Annotated in this window: 17 protein-coding genes; 2 read left to right on the top strand and 15 right to left on the bottom strand. The window is 35.2% G+C overall.

What is annotated here, in order from left to right; genetic code table 11:
• Positions 1–33: 33 nt before the first annotated feature.
• The 10 genes from IPK91_05400 to IPK91_05445 form a co-directional block, all read right to left on the bottom strand.
• Positions 34–3,882, bottom strand: coding sequence for a DUF4062 domain-containing protein (locus tag IPK91_05400; protein ID MBK8296708.1), 3,849 nt, complete (start codon positions 3,880–3,882; stop codon positions 34–36).
• A 148-nt stretch (positions 3,883–4,030) separates the two neighbouring features.
• Positions 4,031–5,110 carry a tetratricopeptide repeat protein gene (locus IPK91_05405; GenBank protein ID MBK8296709.1) on the bottom strand — a complete coding sequence of 360 codons (1,080 nt, stop codon included), beginning with the start codon at positions 5,108–5,110 and terminating at the stop codon, positions 4,031–4,033.
• On the bottom strand, positions 5,097–7,166 hold the full coding sequence (locus IPK91_05410) for a DUF4062 domain-containing protein (protein MBK8296710.1): 2,070 nt from the start codon (positions 7,164–7,166) through the stop codon (positions 5,097–5,099). Before IPK91_05410 ends, IPK91_05405 begins: the two co-directional genes overlap by 14 nt.
• A gap of 72 nt (positions 7,167–7,238) precedes the next feature.
• On the bottom strand, positions 7,239–8,288 hold the full coding sequence (locus IPK91_05415; protein MBK8296711.1) for a toll/interleukin-1 receptor domain-containing protein: 1,050 nt from the start codon (positions 8,286–8,288) through the stop codon (positions 7,239–7,241).
• A 111-nt stretch (positions 8,289–8,399) separates the two neighbouring features.
• Positions 8,400–8,966, bottom strand: a complete 567-nt coding sequence (locus IPK91_05420; GenBank protein ID MBK8296712.1) for a hypothetical protein — start codon at positions 8,964–8,966, stop codon at positions 8,400–8,402.
• A complete protein-coding gene (locus tag IPK91_05425; protein MBK8296713.1) occupies positions 8,963–10,090 on the bottom strand; it encodes a hypothetical protein in 1,128 nt (375 codons plus the stop codon). The genes IPK91_05420 and IPK91_05425 overlap by 4 nt, the downstream gene beginning before the upstream one ends.
• Positions 10,091–10,812: 722 nt before the next feature.
• A complete protein-coding gene (locus IPK91_05430) occupies positions 10,813–13,323 on the bottom strand; it encodes a TonB-dependent receptor plug domain-containing protein (GenBank protein ID MBK8296714.1) in 2,511 nt (836 codons plus the stop codon).
• A gap of 49 nt (positions 13,324–13,372) precedes the next feature.
• A complete protein-coding gene (locus tag IPK91_05435; protein MBK8296715.1) occupies positions 13,373–14,041 on the bottom strand; it encodes a ribulose-phosphate 3-epimerase in 669 nt (222 codons plus the stop codon).
• Between the two features lie 23 nt (positions 14,042–14,064).
• Positions 14,065–14,958: a T9SS type A sorting domain-containing protein gene (locus IPK91_05440; protein MBK8296716.1), complete on the bottom strand. Its 894-nt coding sequence runs from the start codon at positions 14,956–14,958 to the stop codon at positions 14,065–14,067.
• 97 nt (positions 14,959–15,055) lie between these two features.
• Positions 15,056–15,772, bottom strand: a complete 717-nt coding sequence (locus IPK91_05445; protein MBK8296717.1) for a ribonuclease H-like domain-containing protein — start codon at positions 15,770–15,772, stop codon at positions 15,056–15,058.
• 106 nt (positions 15,773–15,878) lie between these two features.
• Between IPK91_05445 and IPK91_05450 the strand changes: the two genes are divergently transcribed.
• Together IPK91_05450 and IPK91_05455 are read left to right on the top strand one after the other, a co-directional pair.
• Positions 15,879–16,853, top strand: coding sequence for a hypothetical protein (locus IPK91_05450; protein MBK8296718.1), 975 nt, complete (start codon positions 15,879–15,881; stop codon positions 16,851–16,853).
• 71 nt (positions 16,854–16,924) lie between these two features.
• The gene (locus IPK91_05455; GenBank protein ID MBK8296719.1) at positions 16,925–17,539 is read left to right on the top strand and encodes a nicotinamide mononucleotide transporter; all 615 of its coding nucleotides are present in this window, start codon (positions 16,925–16,927) and stop codon (positions 17,537–17,539) included.
• Between the two features lie 94 nt (positions 17,540–17,633).
• Here the strand turns inward: IPK91_05455 and IPK91_05460 are convergent, their stop codons facing one another.
• From IPK91_05460 to IPK91_05480, 5 genes are all read right to left on the bottom strand, one after another.
• Positions 17,634–19,181, bottom strand: coding sequence for an SDR family oxidoreductase (locus IPK91_05460; protein ID MBK8296720.1), 1,548 nt, complete (start codon positions 19,179–19,181; stop codon positions 17,634–17,636).
• 554 nt (positions 19,182–19,735) lie between these two features.
• Complete coding sequence (bla, locus tag IPK91_05465) at positions 19,736–20,641, bottom strand: BlaB/IND/MUS family subclass B1 metallo-beta-lactamase (GenBank protein MBK8296721.1); 906 nt, start codon at positions 20,639–20,641, stop codon at positions 19,736–19,738.
• Between the two features lie 708 nt (positions 20,642–21,349).
• Entirely contained in the window at positions 21,350–21,712 is a 363-nt protein-coding gene (locus tag IPK91_05470) for a hypothetical protein (GenBank protein MBK8296722.1), read from the bottom strand.
• A gap of 197 nt (positions 21,713–21,909) precedes the next feature.
• Positions 21,910–23,037, bottom strand: coding sequence for a regulator (locus IPK91_05475; GenBank protein MBK8296723.1), 1,128 nt, complete (start codon positions 23,035–23,037; stop codon positions 21,910–21,912).
• A 190-nt stretch (positions 23,038–23,227) separates the two neighbouring features.
• Positions 23,228–24,007 (bottom strand): hypothetical protein, encoded by a 780-nt coding sequence (locus tag IPK91_05480; protein MBK8296724.1) that lies wholly within the window; start codon positions 24,005–24,007, stop codon positions 23,228–23,230.
• Between the last annotated feature and the right edge of the window lie 162 nt (positions 24,008–24,169).

Raw genomic sequence — 24,169 nt, forward strand, 5'->3', positions numbered from 1 at the left:
GAACAAATCATTTTAAAGGCTTAAATATGAGAACTAATCCAAATTTTTCTTTGAAAGCAATTGTTCAATTTCATCCGCTTCGATAATTTTCCCAAGTCCTTTCATTTGTTTAATTAAATTTACTACTCTATTGCGTTCGTTGTTCGATAATTCATCATTTCCATTAAGTATGCAAACTGCAATTTTATACTGTAAATTTTCAGCGACAATATTTTGCATCAGAAGATTTAAAAATAATTGCTCTGCCTCTTTCCATTTTTGATCCTGAAAGCAATTTTCCGCTGCATCTAATGCATTATTTGAAGTAGTTTCTTTTTCACTTTTTTCAATTAGATTATTTGCAGCCATCAGTATTGGTATCCCAAGTTGATTGCATAACTCAACTAAAGGAGGATCCATATGCATATTTTTCCTTTTCATATATTTCAATGCTTCAATCAGTTCAAGCGATTTGTTCAACTTATTATAACTTACCACCACACCCCTTGCGTATACCGCTGAATTGGAATTTCTACTTAATAATTCTTTCCTAATTTTCAATGAGCTTTCATAGTTAGTTCGAGCACTTAAGGAATCCCCAATTGCATTATCTAAATCGCCCATTCTATCATATGATCTAGCTAAATCTTGCAAAAACAATGCAGAGTCAGGATCTTTCTTAATTAATTCTTCAGCTAACTTATGCGCTTTTGTATTATTTATATAAGCGCTTTTACTATCGCCAAGTTCTATATAAATATTGCCCAATCTTTCATATGATAGTGTCAATTCTCTGGCGAATTCTACTGATTCAGGATTATTTTCATGTAATTCTTTCCGGATCTTTAAAGAGCTTTCTTGAAGAGATAGAGCGTTTACAGTATCACCCATTGAATTATAAATATCGCCTACTTTCATGTAGGACACTGACAGATTCTTGGCGAATTCTACTAAGCCTGGCATCCTTTTTAACAATTCTATCCGTATGTTCATGGAGCTTTCGAAATTAAAAAGTGCGCTTTTAATATCTCCATGAGCCTGATATATATAACCTAAATTGATAAACGAATAAGCCAAATCACTTGCATATTTCGCTGATTCAGGATTTCTCTTTAGTAATTCTTTCCGGACCTTTAAAGAGCTTTCAAGAAAGGTTAAAGCGATTTTGGTATCTCCATGTGCAAAATTTATTTTACTCACCATAGTATAGGAATAAGCTAAATCTTCGGCGAATTGGGCTGATTCAGGATTTCTTTTTAATAATTCTTCCATGATTATTAAAGCGCTTTGATACCCAACCAACGCGCTTTTAGTGTCGCCATGACTTTCATATATATCACTTATAAGATTATAAGAATAGGCCAAATCGCTTGCAAAAAGTACTGAGCTGGGATTTCTTTTTAGCAATTTTTCAACTATATCTAAAGCACTTTTAAAACTTTTAATTGCGTTTTTCGTATCGCCATGATCTTTATATATATTGCCTATTCTATTAAATGAAAGTGACAAATCCCTACTGATTTTATCGGACTCAGGGTTTTTTTTTAGTAATTCTTCTAGGATCTTGATTGAGCTTTCGTAACTTAAAAAGGCGCTTTTCGTATCGCCTAGTGATTGATTTATATCCCCTACCTTGTGATAGGAAAAAGACAAATTCCTAGAGCATTCGGCAGAGTCAGGCCTTTTTAATGATAAATATAGAGTTGAACGGAATACAGAAAGGTAAATGGATTTTTGCTCCTCTATTCGAACAGAATCTTTAAGTTGGTCGCTGAGTTCGAACAAAAAATTAATATTAGTGGTTCCCTTAACAGATTCATCCATATCTTCCATCTCGAGTATATCTGAAATCCATTTTACATTGCCTACGTCTTCAAGAATGATATCCACAAGTGTTTTCGAATGTTCTTTAGTTTGCAAAGTATCCAACTCAAAACTTCCATAAATTTTTACTGCTTTTACTTTATCGTCTGCCTTAAACAAATGCCACATAATTTCTGTCATTCGCAAAGAATCATCATTGGGTAATGCCTCAAGATATGCGGCAATATGCTGGTTCGCTATAACTTTTTGTTCTATACTTGCTAACTGGCTTTTGTAAATTTCTGTTCTTACCTGAACATGTTTGAAATCCCATAAGCCTTCTTCTCCTTTTCTTACAATATGTGCCCTTAAATATCTTCTCAAAGCGGCAAAATTCAGTACATCCCATTTTTGATTTGAATAATCATTTATTAATATTTCAATGTCGCTTTCGCGCAAACCATTTCTTGCCAATGCGATGTAATTGAAAAATGTATTTACAAATTCTTTTCCAAACCGTTGCCGCGTTTTGTCAAAAAGATACGTATACATACTTTCAATGTCTGCCGGCATATCATGAGCAGTGTTTAGTAAAAGTCTATTTAGTTTTTCTTCTGCGGTTCCTCCATAAGCTTTCATCTCGGCAAAATCATCTTCATCCAACAGCAGAAATTCATCTACTGCCATATTCAGCCACAAAGGATTGTTGTAAGCAGATACGTCCTTATCGGTTTTCTTGTTCAACAAAATTTCTATTGCTTCCGGATTCAAAGATTTGCGGTACCGTTTGCTAATAGCGGTTATTATTTTTTCGGCATCCACTTTCGTCACTGGTTTCAGTTCTTCACCTTTTATTCCATTCCGTTTAATGAGGTTGGCTGTTTCTTCACCGGGTATTGCAGTAAATATAAACTTTACGTTTTTTGGTAATAACTCCGGAAGCCAGTTCACATATTTTGCATGCGCGGTTCTCTCAAATTGGTTGAGTGCATCCACCATTACAATTACCCTATGATCGACAGAAGTTCGCGAAAGTAACTCAGCAAAAAGTTTGGTAAGATCATCAAATTTATTTTTGTCTTGTAATTGTTCACTGATGTCTATTTTTAGTTTCTCTGCAAGTTCCTCTATCCATATCATCAGCATGTTTTCCAGACTGTTGGACCGGAGGCTGATACCGGCAGCATGGGCAATAATAAAAACATTTTCTTGTTGAAGTTCTTTATGGAGCTTTGCAAAGAGGGCACTTTTACCGCTGCCGGATTCTCCCGTTAAGCAGATTCCGATGTTATCATAACCTACAGGAGAATGGGCAAATTCTTTCAGATAATTTATAACATCTTCTCTTCCACTAAAAGCAATGGTTCTTTCTTCAATGAACTCTTCCAAGAAAAGCCGCTCTTCTTGTTGCCAGGTTTTAGGGCGGGTATCTTCCAGTTCTTTGGTCTGTGCATCTAATTCTGTCCAGATTTGTTCAAGCACCTTCTTTTTAAAATCTTCAATGTCAGTGTAGGTATAAACTCTTTCCTTTCCGACTTTGGCAACAATTTTTGCTTTGTAATCCCTCAATCTGTTTTCTGCAAAAACTTTGTCCAGCTCGGGATTGTGCATATCAGAAAATTCTTTGGCCTTTTCCGGTGGCATTTTATCATAATCCAATGGCTCTCTGAAATAGAAACGACTTCTTAACTTTTGATCCATATTGGATAGTACGCCATATTCAATTTCAAGAGCGGTAATACTTTTATTTTCTATGGTACTCGCAAATCCCTTCTCATTTTCAGCGGCTTTCATTCTCCCTGCCGGAGGCACCCATCCATAACGGTCACCAATAAGCCCGATTAAAAAAGGTTTACATCGGTCTATTTCATCAAGGCACACTTTCAGTACCAGTAATTCTTTTTCTTCCTGCTCTTTTTTATCTGTGGTTTCTACCCCCCAACGAAGGTCTATAGGCTCAAGATGAATATGGCGAGCCCTTAACCTTTCAGCTAGTTCAGGGAATACAAAATCGCGCAAGGCATCCCGCTCTGCCATCATATCAGTAAATGTGCTTGAGATAAAGATGGGCTGTGCTTTCCAACTGATGAATTCTGACATATTTTTCTCGCTTTGAATTGAAATATTTACTTAAATAAAAATTATCTCTGTAGTATCAAAAATACATTTAGTTTTTTAACTTTAAGCTCGATTCTACACAATATCCATTATAGGATTAGTTGGATATGAAAACATTAACCAGTTGATATTAAATTGTAATTTCTGGTGCTATATCCTTAACTAAATTAATTATTTCGCTATCGCTTAAACCATCGCTGTGCAATGCATAAGTAAAATTATCAAGTACCCCCTCCAAATTAGTATGTGAATATCCATTTGCTCGACTAAATTTAACTAATATTTCAAAACTAGACCTGAACATTGGAATCGATTGTTTAATTCGATCTGTATTAAAATATAACAATGCTATATTATTTAAGGATAAAGCAATATCAGGGTTGTCATTTTTTAAATAACTTCTTTTGATTTCAAGTGATTTTAAAAACAAAGGCTCAGCCTCTTGGTATCGATTTTCCTCAAGATACAAATGAGCCAAATTATTTAAGCTAGCAGTAACTTCTAATTTATTATTGTTATACTTTGTTTCAAATATATTTAATGCTTGTTTAAAAAAGGACTCAGCTTTACTAATTTCACCAATTTTTTGATATAAGGCACCAAGATTGTTTGAATAATAAGCTAATTTTTCATGAAAAACGCCAAAATTATTTTCTGTAATACTAATTGCTCTTATTAACAATTCTTTTGCTTCATTTACTCTATTTGTTTGTTGATAAATATGAGATAAATTATTCAGCACTGTTATTAAATTAGGATGATCAAGATCAAATATATTTTCTAAAATCGAAACAATCCTAGTACATATTTCTTCAGCTTCAACCAATTCATTTTTTTCAATAAAAATTAATGCTAGGTTATTTAAACAATTTGTTAGCTCAAAATGATATTTACCATAATGATTCTCAAGAATCAAAAGTGCTTGATATGAAAGATTCAACGCTTCATTTGGTTTGAATTTAGATAAGCATTGAGATAATGAATTTAAAGCCTGTCCAACACGAAAATCATTTTTTCCAAAATTTTCTATTATAATATTTATACTTTTTCTTAGAAAATACTCTCCTTCTTCATACCTGTTTAATTTAAACAATGACAATCCATAATTATGAATTGAAGTTCCAAGCTCTCGACTGGCGCTATACTCGTTTTTTTCTACTATTTCAATTACTTTATAAAGTATTAATTCAGAATATTTAAAATCTGTCAAATCTGTTAAAAAATATACTTATTATATTTCCTACAAATATTTTGTCATTAATTTTGGTTTCAGGATTTGATATATATTCATTAAATAATTTTAGGTATGTAGGTCGAATGCTTCCATCGTCTAAAAGCATCCAAAGCGATATAAGTTCTTTTATATTATTTTTAATGTAAATAAATACAAATCTGTCAAGATTTAATAAACAGCTTTTCACTCTCTCAAACGACTCCGTCTCCTTCAACAACCAAGGCAATTCATCACAACTCCTCTCTGTAATCGGAATTCTTTCAAAGTAATCTGCTAAATGCAATCGAAAGTCATCTTGCTTGTCTTGATTATATACAAATTTTTCCTCAACAGCATTTTTTAAAAAATCATGCGAAAAATTTAGAATGCCATTTTTATCAATTAAGAACTCAGCAAGAGCAGATCTTAATGGGTTCCAAATAGCATGTGGAAGCTGTGGATGATCATCCGACTTTAATAATTCCAATAATTCTTGTTCTGACAATCCTCTTCGTGCAGACCAAATTAATCCTAAGGTTTCTTCAACCAAATTTGGTCTGTCTTTGTCATAGTCTTTTTGATACCTGTCCAGAATGCGATCCAATAAATTGGAAATACTTTCTGCATCCAGATAAAACCGAATCCGTTCTTCCAGTTTTTCATGTGTACCAGTGATTCGCAATTCATCAAGTAGGATTTTTACAAATAATGGATTCTCCGCTCGAGATGATGAACAAATCAAATTCAGATATTTCTCATCCAGTTTTTTTGAAAACCTTTTCAAGTAATCAACAACCATTTGTTGCCTTTCACTCACTCCCAATACGCTTACCTCAAAAGACTTCCAGTTTCTCTTGTCAAGGATTTCCAGCATGCTATCTTTAGTGGTAGAAAGAATTAGTCGTAAAGAACCAAAAAAAGGATAATCAGGCAACCAACCCAGAATGTGAGCATTATCCTTATCTTCTAACTGGTTAAGCGCATCAATTACAAGTATAGCGTTCACATTATTTTGCTCAGCTTTAATTCGCAGTCTAACCAACCAGGAACCAAAGTCCCTTAAGATTTCATCGTGCGATTTAGGCAATTCACTTGGATCGTCAGTCCAGCGTTTAATTTCAGACATTAACCGATTCATGAGGGCCCAATGATCTCCACTTTTTGTTGTACCTCCAATGTAATGTTGAAAGATAAAATCGTCTCCATGCGCTTCTTTCCAATGCTTCGTCCAATTTGCCAACAATGCTGACTTTCCTATTCCGGATTCTCCTGTAATTACTAATGGTGTTCCTTCTTCGGTTACATGTTTATCAAGCCGATCAAAATAAGATTGTCTTCCAATATATGTCTTGCGTCTGCTTTCAGCAAAAGCTTCATGTTCTAAAGACTCTCTGGTCAATGAATCTGGTACCAGTTCTAATGGATATGCTTTTTCAATTGCAAGTTTTAAATCTTCCAATATATCCAGAGCAAGTTGCTTGGGATTACTATAATTTTCCTTTAGTAGAATACTGTGTTGCCTACAACAACTTTTTATTTTTTCCTTTAATGCTTTTTGCTTATTTTCAGCTTCTTCATTTTCAGAAATAAATTCTTGTCCTTTTCCTTTAATATAATTTGGATCCCTGAAATAGAAAAATGCACGACCAGTTAAATTAGGATTGTTTAACACACCATGCATTATTTCCAATTCTGTAACACTCCGATCCTTTAAATCCCTTAACCAGGATTGCTCTTCCAAAATGTCAGGATTATAAACTTCTTTATCCGGAATCCATCCATATCGCTCTCCCAGTAACCCAATAAAAAAAGGTCTGCATTCATGGATCTCATTCAAACATAATTTCAATGTTTCGTTTCTTTTGTCTTGTTCTTCAGAAATCCCCCAGCGAAGGTCAACCTCTATCAATTCCAAATATCTTTCTTTACAAAATCGCCTTAACTCTGGCCAACAATGGGACATCAACTCATCGCGTTCAGCAACCATATCTTTAAACGTGGAAGAGACGAAAATACGAATGCTCCTTTTGGACTCTTGCTTAGATAAAATCACCTTGATTTCAGATTTAAAGAACTAATGATTAAATAGTTGGACCATCTAATTATAATTGTATGAAGCATTGATTCACTCCATTAGCAAACCTTTCAAATATTCCACTGCCCTATCTCTTGAATTCTCCTCAGTCCATTTCAATTCTTTAAGCAAATCTGCCAATTCATCTTCAAATTCATCGATGCGCTTGGAGATTTCAGATGCATTGCGTGTAAAAAATGTATGGGTGAAACCATCTCCATGCCGATAAGATACAGACTCAGCTAAAAACCAATCACCTACCATAGTCAGGGAGGCAATTTCTGTTTGCAAATTTTGGATTGCTATTACTACTTTGTTTTCTGGCATCAATTCCAGAAACTCAATTAAATTACTAATTCTGGTATTTTTTGCAAGGGAACTCCGACCTAAATTTGAATAGTAAGGGTTGATTATTAACCTACATCCTTCTTCGATAGCATGATTATATAAGGCAACCCGTTCAGCCCGTTGCAATTTCTTATGAAGCTGTCCTCTTGTTTCCGGAGCATATCTATTTGTCCAGTCAGCATGAGCTATTGGCTTATCAGGTATGTGAAAAGAACTCAATCCTCCTTTCTGTCGAATGGCACTAAATGGATTTAACTGACATGATTCACTCACTTTACTTACATTATCAGCATACTCCTGCATCATCTTTGCACGATCTTCTACATGATTTGCTTTGAGGTATAAAGCTGGTAATGCTTCACTTCTTAATAACGATTTGAATTTATCAATATGTAACTCATTTTTTAATTGTTCTAAATCACTACTCAATTTATTAGTTTGAAGTTGCTGCAACATTCCACTTTCAATAATTTCCTCTGTAGTAACCGGAAAAATAGGAATATGCAATCCAATAGCATATCCGATTTCCTGATGAACCCAACCTCTTGAAAAAGCAGATTCTGTCAAGACTGGCATAAACACATGAGCATGCTCAATAAAGCGTTTGATCTCTTCTCCAAAAGGAAGCCCCGTGGATAAATTTTTAGACCACAAGGCGATCATTCCAGCATCTTTAATAATTCTTGCCAACTTATCCACAAGTTCCTGATCCCTGTGTGAATAGCTTATAAAGACTCTTATTGGTCTTTCCATGTCAATATTTATTTAAATTACTGGAGGTAAATATAAAAAATAATGAACTAAAAAACTTGGTATCTTTTAGATGCGGTTTATTAATACAATCAATACCCCTTCATGGAGTCCTCAAGTAATAATTTGATCTTCTCTAATAATATTCCTCCAAATAATAAGCACCCAAGTCGTCACAATAGAAAGAAGTGGAAATACTACATAATATGGAATTGGTTCAAACAAATATCCCTTGAGTAAAAAAATCAAAGTACCAAAAATCAGAATCCACAAGCAATAGTTTTGAATTCTACTCCTTTTGGATAACACCCTTAAAGGCTTCCAGTCTTGAGCATATTGCACTCGCACATATTTATAACAAGCCAAGATCCAAAATGTACAAAAAGCATTTGGCATCACATAATATCGCTCAAAACGACTTGGATCCGGCATAAACTGCATAAGGATCACAAAGAAAAAATGGGTACTAAGATATATTCGTAGAAAGTTGGAGAGTATTTTTTTCTTTTGCTCTGGTATGTGAATGCCCCAGGAACTGAATTTACTCACAACCAAGTTAACATAAATTGGAAAAAACTTAAAAATAAAATAACTTATCATACCCAATCCCGTAAAAAATATCATGCCTTTAAGCATTTCCCATAAAATACCTTTTGCATTGTACACAAAAACAAATATCATGATTGACTTAATTCATTTCTTCTTTCGGAAATATAATCCAATAATTCCTTATTTTGAGTGATGGCAGCCAATTTATCCAGAATAATTTGTTCCTTTAAGGGGTCAAGTTTTGATTTTCTATTCTTGAAAATAACCGAGAGACACACTAATGCATATACCCATGATGGGATCACTTTTAGTGTACGGTTTAAGTATCGAATTGCCTCATTAAATCGATCTGACTTTAAATAAGATAAACCAAAAAGCGTATTCATCTTAGCGAAAAGTCTGATATCCCCTAAAAACATATTTGGATACAAAGACAAAGCCAGTTCAAGATATTTTTGACAAAAATCCAAGTTACCCATTTTAAATAAAATTTTCGCCCTATGAAAATAATTGAGAATTGTTAACCTCACTGAATCCTCAGGATCAAGCAGATTGTTTTCGCAATATTTTAACTTATATTCAAGTGACTTCTGTTCATTTTGGTCTTCACTCTCCAATTTAGACAAGCGCTGATACAAAGAAGCTATAAATTTATAATCTGGAAATAATTTATTTCCAGATTGCTCAATTGCCAGAAGGAAATATGTTTTTGCATGATCTCTTCCGTTCAGAGCCAGTTCAATAAGAGCAAGTTTTTCATAAACCCTTGCTATACTAAAATCAGATCCGCTTCTATTTGACTGGATACTTTCCAAACATTGCAATAGCCATATTCTTGTAGATTTATAATTGTTTAATTCATACTCAATTTCTGCCAAACTAAACAAAATAACAGATAATGGCAAAGCACTTTTAATAAGTTCAGAATTATTTAATTCATTCGCTTTCAAAAAATACTTTTTTGCCAATTGCAAGTTTCCCAGTTGTTGCTCTGTTTGACCATATTCATAAACTAAATTTGTAAGATAATAAGTTGGAACCGATTGCGAAGAAGAAAATATCTTTTCAACTTTCTCTAATATTACTTTTGCTTCTTCGGGCTGATAAATAAGCCGCTTAAGCATTGCAAGCTTTAATAAAGCTCTGATTTTATTTTCAAAATCAGTTGCTATGTGTTTATCAATTAATTCAAGTATTCTATTTACTATATTAATGGCTTGCTGATATTCATCTTGCTTTTCAAATTCATTGATCAATTCATAGTATTCCGAAAACAAGGGCGATAATGAATATTTTGAAATAATAAGATTCCGATCATTCAAATGATAATTCATTTTTGAATACAACAGACAAAATTCCTTATTCCTTTCTAAATCCTCATATCTAACAGATTTTCCTTGAATCATAGTTTCGAACCCTTTAAAATACGTGTCAAAATGAAATAAAGAGTTGGTGCATTTCTCAATATAACATAGACTACCAAAACATTTCAATGTATTTACAGAAATAGATTCTTTCCTTTCCGCAATGTGACAATCTATTGCAAGAAAAAAGTTATTTTTAGCTTTTTCCCACTGTTCTGTAATTATAAAATACTTACCAAGTGTTCTGTACAGTTCTCCCAAACGAAGTGAATCGATATCAAGACCTTTCTTAGTCCATGCTATTGCCTTTTCCTGAAGACCAATGGCCTCCATCACATTGTTATTCTCATATTCAAGTAAGGAGAGGTGCTTGTAGATCCTGGCCAGCTTTTTATTTGAGTCAACTTTTAAAGGTAGGCGCTTTGGTTCAGATAGGCTTTCTGGCAACATTGTAACTGGATCAATCAATATTTAATGTTTGTGATCAAACAAAATTAAAGTGAACAATCTTTAATTTTTAACTATTGACACAATTAATTATAAAATATTTTAATGTATCCATTTTCAAACTAATTCAATTTATTACAAATTCAATTAAAGTTTTTTACCCACTATCAAAAATCCATTCTCAATTTCAAATTAATCCTCCGCGAACTCAGATAATTTGGAATGGCAAATTGGTAATTGTACAAAGACTTAATCCAACTCACAGATGCTTCGTTTTTTACTTTTAGTAAATTGAACACTTCCAAACTTAACCAAGTTTGTCTGGTGAAATTCATGAAACGGAATCCTCTGTTTGGAGTGTTTTGATCCCACATTAAAAAAGAAAAACCAATATCGACGCGGTGGTAGGCTTTGAGTCTTTTGTCGTTTCTAAAAATAAGATTGTCTCCTTTTAATCCATAGGGTAAACCTCCCGCTACATTAATATTTAAATGCATTTTAAAACGATCATTTTTAGGCAAGTAATCCTGAAAATACATTCCTAAAGCAAACAATTGATCGGTAGGCCTGGGGACATCCTTAATGGCATTGCCTGACGGATTTTCTATATCGCGTTCTTTGTGTTGAATTCCATTCAGCCGTTCGCGGGTTCTCAAAAATGAAATATTGACCCAGGATTCTGCTCCTGGTACAAATTCACCGTAAATCCGATTGTCCCATCCAATGGCATATGCTTTGGAATCATTGATACCAGAATAACGGATGCGCACATTTTCCAAATCATAGGATACCAAATCCCACATGTTTTTATAATAGATCTCTGAAATCCATCTGAATTGTGACGGGCTGATTTTTGGCATCCGGAAATCTCGTTGAATTCCCAAAAGCAATTGATTTGATTTTTGAGCTTGTTGATTAAAATTTAAATTTCCGTCTACCAATCGCATCTCTCGATAAAAAGGGGGCTGATAATACCAACCTCCTGCTAACCATACATGAATGCGGTTGTCATTTTGCACTGGAATCCATTCCAGTTTTAATCTCGGATTTATAAAGGATTCACGATTTAAATCGCTGTGGTGAAATCGTAGGCCTGGAGTGATCTTTAATAATTGTTTGCTTGCAATCAACCAACTCATATCATCCTGAAACCAGAATCCCATTTTATTATTTGTAAAATTATTTTGGGTTTTATACACGTAATTTAATACCAAGCGGCTCTCATCGTAGGGCAGTGAATATCCTGCTGAATCCAAACGCTCCCACTCATTGATCTTGTCTTCAATGTGTTCATTTTTCCAAAAGATTCCGGCTTGCACAAAATGCTGGATGGAATGAAAATTAAATTCTATACCAGCACGGGCTTCCTGATTCCAAATCAAGGTATTTAAAAAATCACGATTGTAAAGATGCTGGGTTCCTTCACCCCACAGTTTAACTTCTTTTCCTTTTTCATCTGTATTTCCTGCTTCAACTTCAACCAATCGATAATATCCTAAAATGTCAAATTGCTCGGCTTCATATCCCTGGTGGATCGATGAAATCAATTTAAAAAAATAAGGATTCCGTTTGTTATCAGAAAAATAATTCAAACTCAATCCACTCATGTTCTGTTCAAACACATCTTCCTCTGCTCCTTCAAAAACAGTATTCAGGTTGATCACCTGAAAAAAAGAGCCCTTTGCAACACTGGAAGATTCAGGAATTAATTTATAAACACTTTTATTAAAATTAGCGATCCATGAAAGTTTCCAGTGTTTATTAAAACTGTAACTTAAAAAAGATTGTATATCTAAAAAATTAGGTTGGTACTCGCCTTCTACATCCAAACTACTCAATAAATATTTTGTGGTTTTATAACGCACTCCCAACAGGTAACTGAACTTTTTTACGGCATCTTTCGAAAATAATTTCGAGCCTTCCAGGTGTGCACTGGCACCTAATGGACTTAACACAAGGCTCGAACGAAAGCGATCGGGTGTTTTATAACGTATATCCAGAACCGATGACATTTTATCTCCATAACGCGATTCAAATCCACCGGATGAAAATTTTAAATCTTTGATTAAATCAGGATTTGGAAATGAAAGTCCTTCTTGTTGTCCGTTGCGAATGAGTTGCGGTCGGAACACTTCAAAATCATTTACAAAAACCAGGTTTTCATCATAAGAGCCTCCCCTGACACTGTACTGTGAAGACAACTCCCCACCGGCACTGCTTCGCACGCCCAAACCAATCACAGGCAAAATACTTTCCAGGTTTGAATTTACACTGGGCAACAATTGAAAAGCTTCAACTTGCTCGCGAACGGTTGAGCCCTCGTTGTCTTTCTTATCCACGATTTCAATTTCTTTGCTGATCGATTTTTTAAGGGATAGTTTTAAAATGAAATCCGCATGCACATCTGATTTCTTCAATACAAGCTCTTTCGTTTGATAACCCAAGCGATTGAATTTCAAATTCCATTCAGCTTGATCCGGAAGTTGGATGCTAAAGTGTCCATCCAGTTTAGATTCTGAATAAAAAGAACGTTCCGGTATATAAATAATTACCTGTTCAATAGGAGTTCCTGACTCTTCATCAAGGACAATTCCATTTACAAGAATTGTTTGAATTTGTGCGTCCGTTTGAAATAAACTGATTACGGCCACTATGAATACTAACAAGAATTTTTCCAAAGGAAGGTGATTGCTGGTGTTGACGATGCGATTCAACAAAATTATCAGCTTAAAACTCAAAGGAATTAACGGAAATGGATTTTAATTGGCTGATCACTCCAGCTGGATTTGGATCTCCAAATACCGCATTGCCTGCAACCAATACATCTGCGCCAGCTTTTAAAATAACTTCTGCATTTTGCAGTCCAACACCTCCATCAACTTCAATTTTGGTAGAAAGATTTCGTTTTACAATTTCTTCTTTGAGTTCTTTAATCTTCTGAAGGCTGCGGTAAATAAATTTTTGTCCGCCAAAACCTGGATTAACAGACATCAAACAAACCACGTCAACGTCTTCCAATACATCAAATAAAGCTTGTACGGGACTGTGTGGATTCAAAGCCACACCCGCAAGGGCACCACTTTCTTTGATTTGTTGAATGACCCGATGTAAATGGGTGCACGCTTCCAGGTGCACGCTGATGCTATCCGCACCTGCTTTCCTGAAATCTGAAATATACTTTTCAGGTTGTAGGATCATTAAATGAACGTCCAAGGGTTTGGTTGCTTTGCGTTTGACTGCAGCGATGACAGGTAAGCCAAAACTGATATTGGGTACAAATTGGCCGTCCATCACATCCAGATGAAACCAATCTGCTTTACTTTGATTGATCCAATCAATTTCTTCTCCGATCCGGAGGAAATCACAACTAAGTAAGGATGGAGCTATTAAATGCATTGCGAATGAATGCAAAAATAGGTCTAATTTTTTAGAAACCGGACGAGTTCATCTTGAACCTGCAAATAATAAATTCCATTTGGCAGTTCGCTAAGGTCTATGGTTTGTCCGTCCAGGAGATTAATCTGGAAACTTTGCCCATGAATATTATAAAGCTTCATAGGAATCCCATCAATTGCCTGTACATTGAAATGAATGGAATTTGAAGCCGGATTCGGATAGACTTCCAATTTTTTACGGGTTTTATCTTTCAGACTCACAATTGGGCTAAAACTTTCAGAGCCATCGCGATCAACCGTTTTTAGACGGAAATATTGGCTTGTACTCAAGTTGCCGGTTGGATTCGTCTTTAACTGATATCTGTAGCTTTGCAAAGAGTTACTTTCACCTGTTGCTTTTACTTTAGCAACTTCATTAAATTTTTTGGAATCTGCACTTTGCTGAATTATAAAATGAGACACATTAGATTCTGTAGCAGTTTGCCATTTTAAATCAACCAAACCGATCGAAGAATTTTCTGCGCTAAAGTTTACCAGTTTGATAGGTAGAATAATTTGCTCATCGACTGCACCGCATAGGGTGTGGTTGACTGTTTTTCCGTGGGCAGCGCAATAAGCTGTCGAACTGCAATCGGCTGTAAATTCAAACACTTCACAAATTACAGAGCCGACGGATACATTGGAAACATAAATGGTTCGTGTAAGCGTTCCGTAACTATACTTGATGGTATACACGATATGATGTGCTTGTTCGCTTACTTTTCGAACACAAAACTTGATTTTAAAATTACAATCAGAACCGGATACAAATGTTTTACTGATTATGGTCAAACCATTGGTAACGGTGTCAATACATTTTTGCGAATGGGCAGAAATGCAAATAAAACAAATAAGTGTAAGTAAAAGAGACCTTTTCATAGCGGGGGGATTCAATCGATTCGTCTTAGGTAAAGATATAACCCAATCCATTCATTGTGAATGGTTTATACGAATAATTGTTTTGCTAATGTATTAGTTACTTAGAATCTGTAAAATGCACGGATTCAAAGGGAATGGTTTCTTTGAGTGACATTTTCAAAAATACATTGGCAGTGACCCAAACATCCCTGGAACAATATTCCCCAATACGTTTTAAATCGTGATCTTCGTAATAGACTTTTCCAACCATCGATCCATCGATATCAGATTTTGAAGTTTCTAAATTGAAGCAAGCCGTTAATAATTCGAGGGAAACATAATTTTTCTGATCCCCGAATTTCCACATATCCAGGGTATCGAGCAGGTATTTTAACTCCCAGGGTTTTTTAGAAGAAATATTAAAGAGGGCCGGTAAGGCAATCCCATTTATCAAGGCACGCCGACAAATGTAGGGAACGTCAAATTCTTTGATATTGTGTCCGCAAATGAAATGTTTATCTGGATTATTGAAATGACTTTGGACGATTTGGAAGAACTTTTCGATGAGTTCAGCTTCGTCATCTCCACAAAGGGTTGTGATCCGCAATTGGCCTTTGTGAAAGAAACCCAAGCCGATGCAAACGATCTTTCCGAACTCAGCGTAAATGGCTGCTTTATCGAGATATAACTGATCCGGGGTTTTATCTGGCTCCTTTTCCTGAAAATAACGAATCTTTCTTTCGAACATAGATTGCCACTGAAAATCGAGGGATTCATAGGCTTGATATTGACTTACGGTTTCAATATCAATAAATAATATATTAGATAGTTCCATAATGTTATCAATCAGGGTAAACCCTGAATTTTGCAATTCAGAAACTAAAAATAAGAATTTTTGCGTTAAAGCAGTTAATTTTACACTATAACAAAAACAATAAGATATGGCCAATTCCAATCAAAGTATTAAAGCCCTCGTAATTATCCTTTTAGTAGGCTTATTTGGCTTAAACGTTTACCAGTTTGTAAACAACTCCAATCTTCAAAAAGACAATGTAGCTAAAGAAAATGAGCTGGTGCAATTGGAAGATGCCAAGGCTAAACTTGACAAAGAGTATCAGCAAGCAGTGAGTGATCTCAATGATATGAAAACCAATAATGAAGAATTAAACAAAGTCATTGATGCTCAAAAAGAAGATCTCCGCATCCAAAAAGAAAAAGTGACCGGACTGTTGAAAGATAGCAAGAACCTTGCAATTGCCCGCAAAGAAATGGAATCAATGCGTACCAAGACCCAAGAGTATATTACAGAAATCAATCGCTTAAAATCAGAAAACGCAAGCCTGAGTTCTTCCAATACTGCTTTGCTATCAGACAAAGAAAATCTTACTAAAGATTTACAAACCAAGTCTGCAGAAAATCAACAATTAACAGAAGCTAAAACAAACTTAAGCAGTGAGAAAGAAAATCTTTCTAAAGAAAAAGATCAACTCAGCAGAAAAGTAAATCGTGCAACATCCATTCCTGTACAAAAGATCAATGCAGACGCATATCAAAACCGGGAAGGTAAAAAACCAAAATCAGTATCCAGAGCCAATGAAACCGATTTTGTAGAAGTTTGTTTTAAAACAACCGTCAATAAAAATGCTGAAGCCGGAAGTGAAAAATTTTATGTCCGCATCATCAATCCAACAGGTGAAACACAGGCAATTGAATCTGAAGGTTCCGGTGTACTTCGCAACGATTCCAATGGTGAGACCATTAAATATTCAACAGCTGTTATGGCTCCTTATACCCATGATGAAAAAGAAATCTGTGCCAAGTTTAAAAATCCTGGTGGATTCAGTGCAGGTGTATATCAGATCGAGGTTTTCAATAAAGGCTATTTGGCTGGAACGTCAACACTGAAATTAAAATAAAGGAAGCTGCTTAACATTGAAATTAAGGCTCAAGGGTTTTTAAGCCTTATGGTTCAACGCTTCGAATTCCTATGGATTACATCGTTTTCACGATTGGCACTTACGGGGTAAGTGCCCTTGAGTTGTTTTCAGTTGTTGCTGGCATTTGGGCTGTGTATCTGGCAGCACAAGAAAAAATACTTACCTGGCCAATCGGCATACTCAATATCGTCAGTGCTTTTTTTATTTACTACCACGTCCGATTGTATTCGGATATGTTTTTACAAATTTATTTTTTTGGGATCGCAGTCTATGGCTGGAATAATTGGAAAAATGAAAAGCGTTCGCAGCTCCCATTAAAATGGCTCACAACAAACCAACGAATTTACTTAGCCGGATTGATTGTAATTTTTACAGCAGTACTTGGTTATTTCATGAGTCAGATTCATATCCATTTTCCTGCAACTTTTCCGGAAGCTGCTGCTTATCCTTATGCTGATACCTGGGTTGCTGTAACCAGCATTGCGGCCAATACACTAATGGCCAAACGATTTATTGAAAATTGGATTTTATGGATTGCTGTAGATATTTTGTGCGTATATCTCTATTTACAAAAAGGGATCGCCTTTGTATCTTTTGAATTTTTTATATTCTTAATACTTGCTTGTTATGGATTGATTAAGTGGAGGAGGATGAAGAAAGGCTAGAGGCTAGAGGCTAGAGGCTAAAGGATAGAGGATAGAGAATAGAGGATAGAGGCTGAAGGTTACAGACTACAGACTACAGACTACAGACTGAAATTTACCAATCAATCGGCATGTAATCTTTTAAAAATTTTCCACACCAGTGTTTGCCAGTTAAGATTCCATCTATGAAGGGATCACAAACACGTGCAGCACCATCCACAATATCCAATGGAGGTTGAAAATCATGGACCTCCGATTTATAGCGGGCAAGTTCAACAGGATCTTCATCGGTTACCCAGCCGGTATCGACTGCATTCATAAAAATTCCATATTCTGCCAATTCGGCTGCAGCTGTATGGGTCATCATATTGAGTGCAGCTTTGGCCATATTGGTATGTGGATGCCTTGCTGCTTTTGTAAAACGATAAAATTTTCCTTCCATAGCCGTTACATTGACAATATGCTTTTGTCCGGTATGGTCGCGTTTCATTAGCTGGAGCAACTGATTGTTTAATACAAACGGGGCAATGGCATTGACCAATTGGACTTCTATCATTTCAGCTGTTTCAATTTCACCCAACTTTAATCTCCAGCTATTTGTTTTGCGCAGATCGACTTGTTGCAAATCGGCATCCAATGCGCCACTGGGAAATAATTGCGCTGCATCGATCGTCTTGTCTATCTTATAGGGTATTTGTGATAATGCTGCTGAAGCACTGAGTCCGATTCCGGAATCATGTACATCCCAACTTACCGGTAAGGATTGTAATTCCTGTTTATCGGCATGCAATTGGTTTAACTGTTGAATGACCCGATGATGATTGGATAAAAGACTTTGTGCTGCATTCGGCAATTGCTCAAAGGGTATGGATTCAGTTTCTAAAAGATGGCTGTAAAATCCGGGAGGACGTCGAACGGTTTGTGCTGCATTGTTGATTAATAAATCCAATCGGGAAAATTGATGCAGGATATGCGAACAAAAAAGTTCGACACTTGGAATGTGACGTAAATCCAAACCATAGATGTGTAAGCGATCTTTCCAATCAACAAAATCGGATTCTTTGGCATATCGCAATGCAGAATCGACCGGAAAGCGAGTTGTTGCAATCACAATTGCACCCGAACGCAACAATTTAAGTGTCGCCTGATAACCTATTTTCAATCGCGAACCGGTAATGAGTGCAACTTGTCCGCTGAGATCACAATGTTGAAATCGTTTGGCATAATTGTAATCGCCACAAGCCAAACACATGGCGTCATAAAAATGATGCACTTCTGTATATTCCGCTTTGCAGATATAACAATTGCGTGGACTGTTTAAATATTGCTTGACTTTTGATTGCGTTTCCTGTTCCGGTAACTGCATGGGAGCTACAAACACGGTGTCGGTTCGTGCTTTGCGAATCCCTGCTGCTGCAAAACTTTTACGATTGTGTTCTTTAATTTTTTGGTTCTCCAGATTTTTAAGTCCTTTCAATCGTTTCTTACGTTCCTTCCGATCCGGTCTTGAAAATATGCCCGATGCTTTACGCAAAGCATCCAATTGCTCGGCTTGTATATGTCCTAACTGATCTCCGTTTTCACATAAATAATGCATCAATTGAATACATCGTTCAATTGAATCTTTAGACAGCAAGTCATTTTTAGAAGAATTTTGGGACATAAGTGAATTTGACGCAAAAATAGGAATTTAGGGGATAGTTGATAGATGATAGTTGGTAGTTGATGGTTGGTAGTTGATGGTTGGTAGTTGATAGTTGGTAGTTGATAGTTGATAGTTGTTGAGAATTCGCAATTTTCGTAATTCCGTAATTCGTAATTTTCTTCTTTTCGTCTTTGAGTCTTTGTGAGAAATTAAATTAGTTGATAGTTGTTTGTTTTTAGTAATAAATGGTCAATGGTCTTTCTTTCAATGGTCTATCGTCAATGGTCCCTGTTTGTCGTTTTACCTGAAATAGCTAGACTTCTCTATTTATAATATACTTTGTAATGCTGTTGTTTATAAAAAAAAGTTACCGAAGGCGTCCCGCCGAGGTTTGAATAAAAATTTATCTTGTATTCAGGTGATTGTTTTTTGTTTATGATTTATCCCCTTTGGTTTCGGCGGGACGCCTTCAACAACTGTTTTTTATTAGGCTGATTAATATAAAATATTTATAGATTAAAATATTTTAGAACTGTAGTATAGAAAAATGGCAATATTTTAAAAAAGATAGTCTATTTCACCTTGTTTTTTCTAAGCAACTTCAGTGTATGTTGCAAGCCTTTATTACTCTTCCACCCGAAGTGACCGGGTATAACATATTTTGGTTTTGGAAATTTCTTCTGTAGCTTTTTAATTGCATTCGGCCACTCTTTTAAATTTGCATCAGCGATATTTCCGAGTCCTTTGTTTTCAGTACTTTTTATCAGGCAACCGCCATATAAGATATTAGCATCCTTGCACCAAATCACAATGTTATCCTTAGTATGTCCTTCACCTGGATAATAAGTCTGGAATCTTTGATTGCCTATTGTAAACGTGGTATCATTTATAAAATAAAATGCTGCTTGCTTTTCGTGATGCTTTTTGCACAATGCTAAAGTTTGTCTGGATGAATACGTAGCAATGCCTTTGCTTTTATAGAAATCAAGTCCTGCCGTTCGATCGTCGTGGTAGTGTGTTGCAATACAAGCCACCACGCTTTTATTGTGTCTACTTGTAATGCTGTCCAGCAGAGGTTGAAATTGGGTGCTATCCCAAGGTGTATCTAACAAAACGACCCCCTGATCGGTTACACAATACATTCCGTTTGATGGAAATGGCTTTCCATTGATCGGCCTATAACTTGTGAATACATAATAATCATCTGTGACTGGTGTGATTTTTAAATTTACAGAGTTTTTTAATTTCAAATCATTCAAAATATAACTTACGATGTCAACGCGTGCTCTTGAAAATTCGGTATGGGTAGAATCTTTTGTTTGTATACAATTTACAAAATAGTAAACCGACCCATTCGTTTCAATATAACCCACATCCCATCCAATCTCTGTATTGTCTTGCCAACCCCAGCCGGTTTTTGAATGAATGGTATAAAAAGCTGTCTGTTCAGTAATCAGTATCTTTTTAACAATATCCATGGAGCGTTGCGAAAAAGGTAAGGTATTTTTATAAAGTCGCTTGAGAAAATCAATATGTTGTGCTGGACTGATCCGGAGTCCACCGCTTAACCAAAACTGATCAATGCCACCAGATGTGTCTGCATTCCCATAATTCACTTTATCCAGCCAGTATTTCATTTTCTGACCCCCCACGCGTCGGGCAAGTTCCTGATAATACCAAACGGTAGAATTCTCAATCGCAGTTTTTAAATCCTGGTCTCCATTCCAGTTAGGATTTAAATACATCATGCTGTCCCACTTCATCATAAAATGCTCGTCTTTAATGACCCCCGTTTCCAATCCAATGAGTGAATTGCAAATTTTAAAGGTGGACGCAGGAGTAAATGCTTTTTCAAATTGAGCCTGATTGTAAACAATGTATTGATCTTGACTCGGATCATAAAGCACAAATGAACCCTCGACATTAAACTGATCGTAGTATTTTTTAAAATCGGTTCTTGATTCAAACAAGGGATTTTGAGAATAGGTAGTGAGCCTACAAAAGATTAGTAATAAAAGAGTAACATATTTAAATTGTGTAGTCATAATATGCTGGCATTAAAACGGATCATCAAAAAGACCGGGAAATTCCTATTCAGTGAGCTCAAATATAAATAAAATTCCAAATGCAAAAACAAACACGTCACTCAATTTATTATTAACACGATGTCTTTATTAATCTTGTGCTTACCATTGTTGAATAATAATTCCAAGCTGCCTATCCATCAATGCAAATTCTTTTGCGCCCCAGGGACGAAGTGTAATTTTATTTAAATTTGGATGAAGGAATTCTGGATTCCTCTTCGAAACGAAGGCATAGACTTCCTCAATATTTTTTGTTACTAATCGAAATTCAGGATTATGTTCCTTTGCCAGTGCGGTATTTTGAAATAGATTGATTCTTAAACCATCTTTTTCCAATACGCAAAATGCTTGATCTGATTTTAGTTCATCATGTTCAATCGTAAAATTTAAGCAGTCTACAAATAATTTCAAGCCTTCGTTTATATCCACATAGAATATATTCGGAACTAATTTTTCGAAAATCATTATTTAATAGTTTTAATTTAGATTTTGGTATAAATCTAAAATAGGTGACACATGTATTGCATCTCTATATCCTATCTCATGGGTAAAAATAGACTATTTATACTCCAGATCTGCAAACGAGAATAAAATTTACACGCATTCCAGATTGATGTTTGATCAAATACATATTTATTAAGCAACTCGTTGGAAATTTATTTCTACCAAGGGCCTTTTTGTTTTACCTGATAAAATCGTTTGCCATCAAAACGGTAGAGTCCGGCGCCTGCGCCCCACCACATCCTTCCTGATCTATCTTGATACATACTTTGAACACAGCAGTTAATCCCGTCTTCTTGGGTAAATACGGTAAACGCCTTTGGATTTGAAATACCAAGAGAAGGATCGAATCGTGTCGTACTGCCTCTGGCAGTAATCCAAATGATGCCCGGCTTTTCCAAATAGATGCCCCAAATTTCTGTACCTCCTATTCCATCTTTAGATGTTAAATAAGTGAATGCTTTATCATGCCCTTCTGGAAGCTTAGGATCGTATTTGCAAATTCCACCTTTAACTGTAAACCAAAAATTTCCAATTTGATCTTCGATCATGCCGCCTGCATAATTATCTCCCAAACCATCTTTCCCAGTAATATTCTTAATTGTTTTCCCATTTGGTAAATGTGGATCATAACAAAAAATTCCCTGGTCTTGTGTAGCAAACCAAATACTTCCAGACTTGTCTTCCATGATGTCTTTAATAGCTATCGGAGGAATCAATTGAAACGGAATAAAACATTTCCCAGCCATAGTATCTGCCGTCAGATTGTATTTAAAAACACCGCCTCCGGTGCCTACCCAAAGTATTCCTGATTTATCTACAAGAATACATTTTCGACCAATGTTTATATTGCTGAGTCCATGGACTTCATTATAGGTTCTAAATGCGTTTTCCTGTCCGTTTAAATGGTTGGCACTGTATTTTACGAGTCCAAAGTCTGTACCAAACCAAATATTCGCCTGATGGTCTTCAGCAATTGCATGCACACTATTCCAATTGTCTGTGCTTACCCGCATATTGCCCTGAAAAAACTCCGCTCTGCTAAAATACCTTAAAGTTTTGATGTCATATCGAGCTACACTTTGTCCAGCCGGACCAAACCAGTAATTCCCTTTTGAATCCTGAAAAATACATCGGATATACTGACTTACAAGGCTCGGATCATTTAAAGGTGAAGCCGCCTGACCACTTAATGCAGGCGAAGTGCCTATGATTTCAGGGATCGAATCTAATGCTAAAGATGTCTCCTTAGTTGAGCTTGTATTTACTTGGCTAGAGCAAGAAAGAATAAAAAACTAAAAAATAGCAACCAATAAATTTGTAGCTGAAAAATAATTGTCGTCATTTGCTGCTTTTGTTTTGCATTTAGTTGCATGAAAATAGCTATATGCTCTTTGTTCTTATTTTCTTTACAATATGGTTAAAGACATTCAATGCATCTAATATTTTTTAGATGGTTAACGAGTTTCGTGATTGCAATCATTTATAAGTCAATATCGATCTGAACCCCCAATTTGTAATTATCTCGATCGGATAATTTTCTAAATTATACTTATAAGAAGTTACACAAGGCCGACATATTATATCTAAATTTCCATGGTAGTCATACCAATTCATACTAGTAACGTTATTTTCACACCAATTTAATGGGTCTGAAATATAAATAGGGATATTTGCCTTGTAATTTACCTTATTATCGTAAGTATAAAAGTATTCGTAACAAATCTCTTTGCTTTCACAATACTCCTCCATTCTTATAATATTGCTTCCATTCCAAAAATATTTTTCATACCAAAAATATACTTCTGCGATTTTAGAATAGAAACTCCTTTTTGATAATTTACCTAAATGATCATACTCATATTCATAAATCCAAGTCAATGGCAGCTCTGTACCTGAATTAATGGAATAGTTGAATATTTTCTGAATTCGACCAAGTGAATCGTATGCAACTGAATCCCTGAATAATTTTTTACCATCAGCTATTCTGAACATTGAATATTCCGTTAATTTTTTATTTAAATATTGAATTTCATATCTACCTCTAAATGATTCAGAATTTACAACTTGACAAAGCACCCCATCTAAATTATAAAAATAATTTTCTATCCACATATTACCATCGGCGTTAGACTCAATTTTAATTAGTTTGATTTCCTTTACCTTTTTTATTTCTTCTATTTGTTCAGAACAACTAAAACTAATTATGAACATTAAGATTAAAATTAAGTCTATTAATACAATACTTTGCTGCTTCATAATAGTAATTTTTTATAATTGGTCTTCAGATTCTAAAAAACAAATATAATAATTAAATCAATAGCTAGATACCTATTGAAATCCAAATATTTATAGATTTGCAACTAGATAAATTATTCAATAGCACAATCAAATAAGCTTCAATCTTGAACATTGTTTCGT

It is taken from the genome of Saprospiraceae bacterium (assembly GCA_016712145.1).
Classification (GTDB): Bacteria; Bacteroidota; Bacteroidia; order Chitinophagales; family Saprospiraceae; genus Vicinibacter.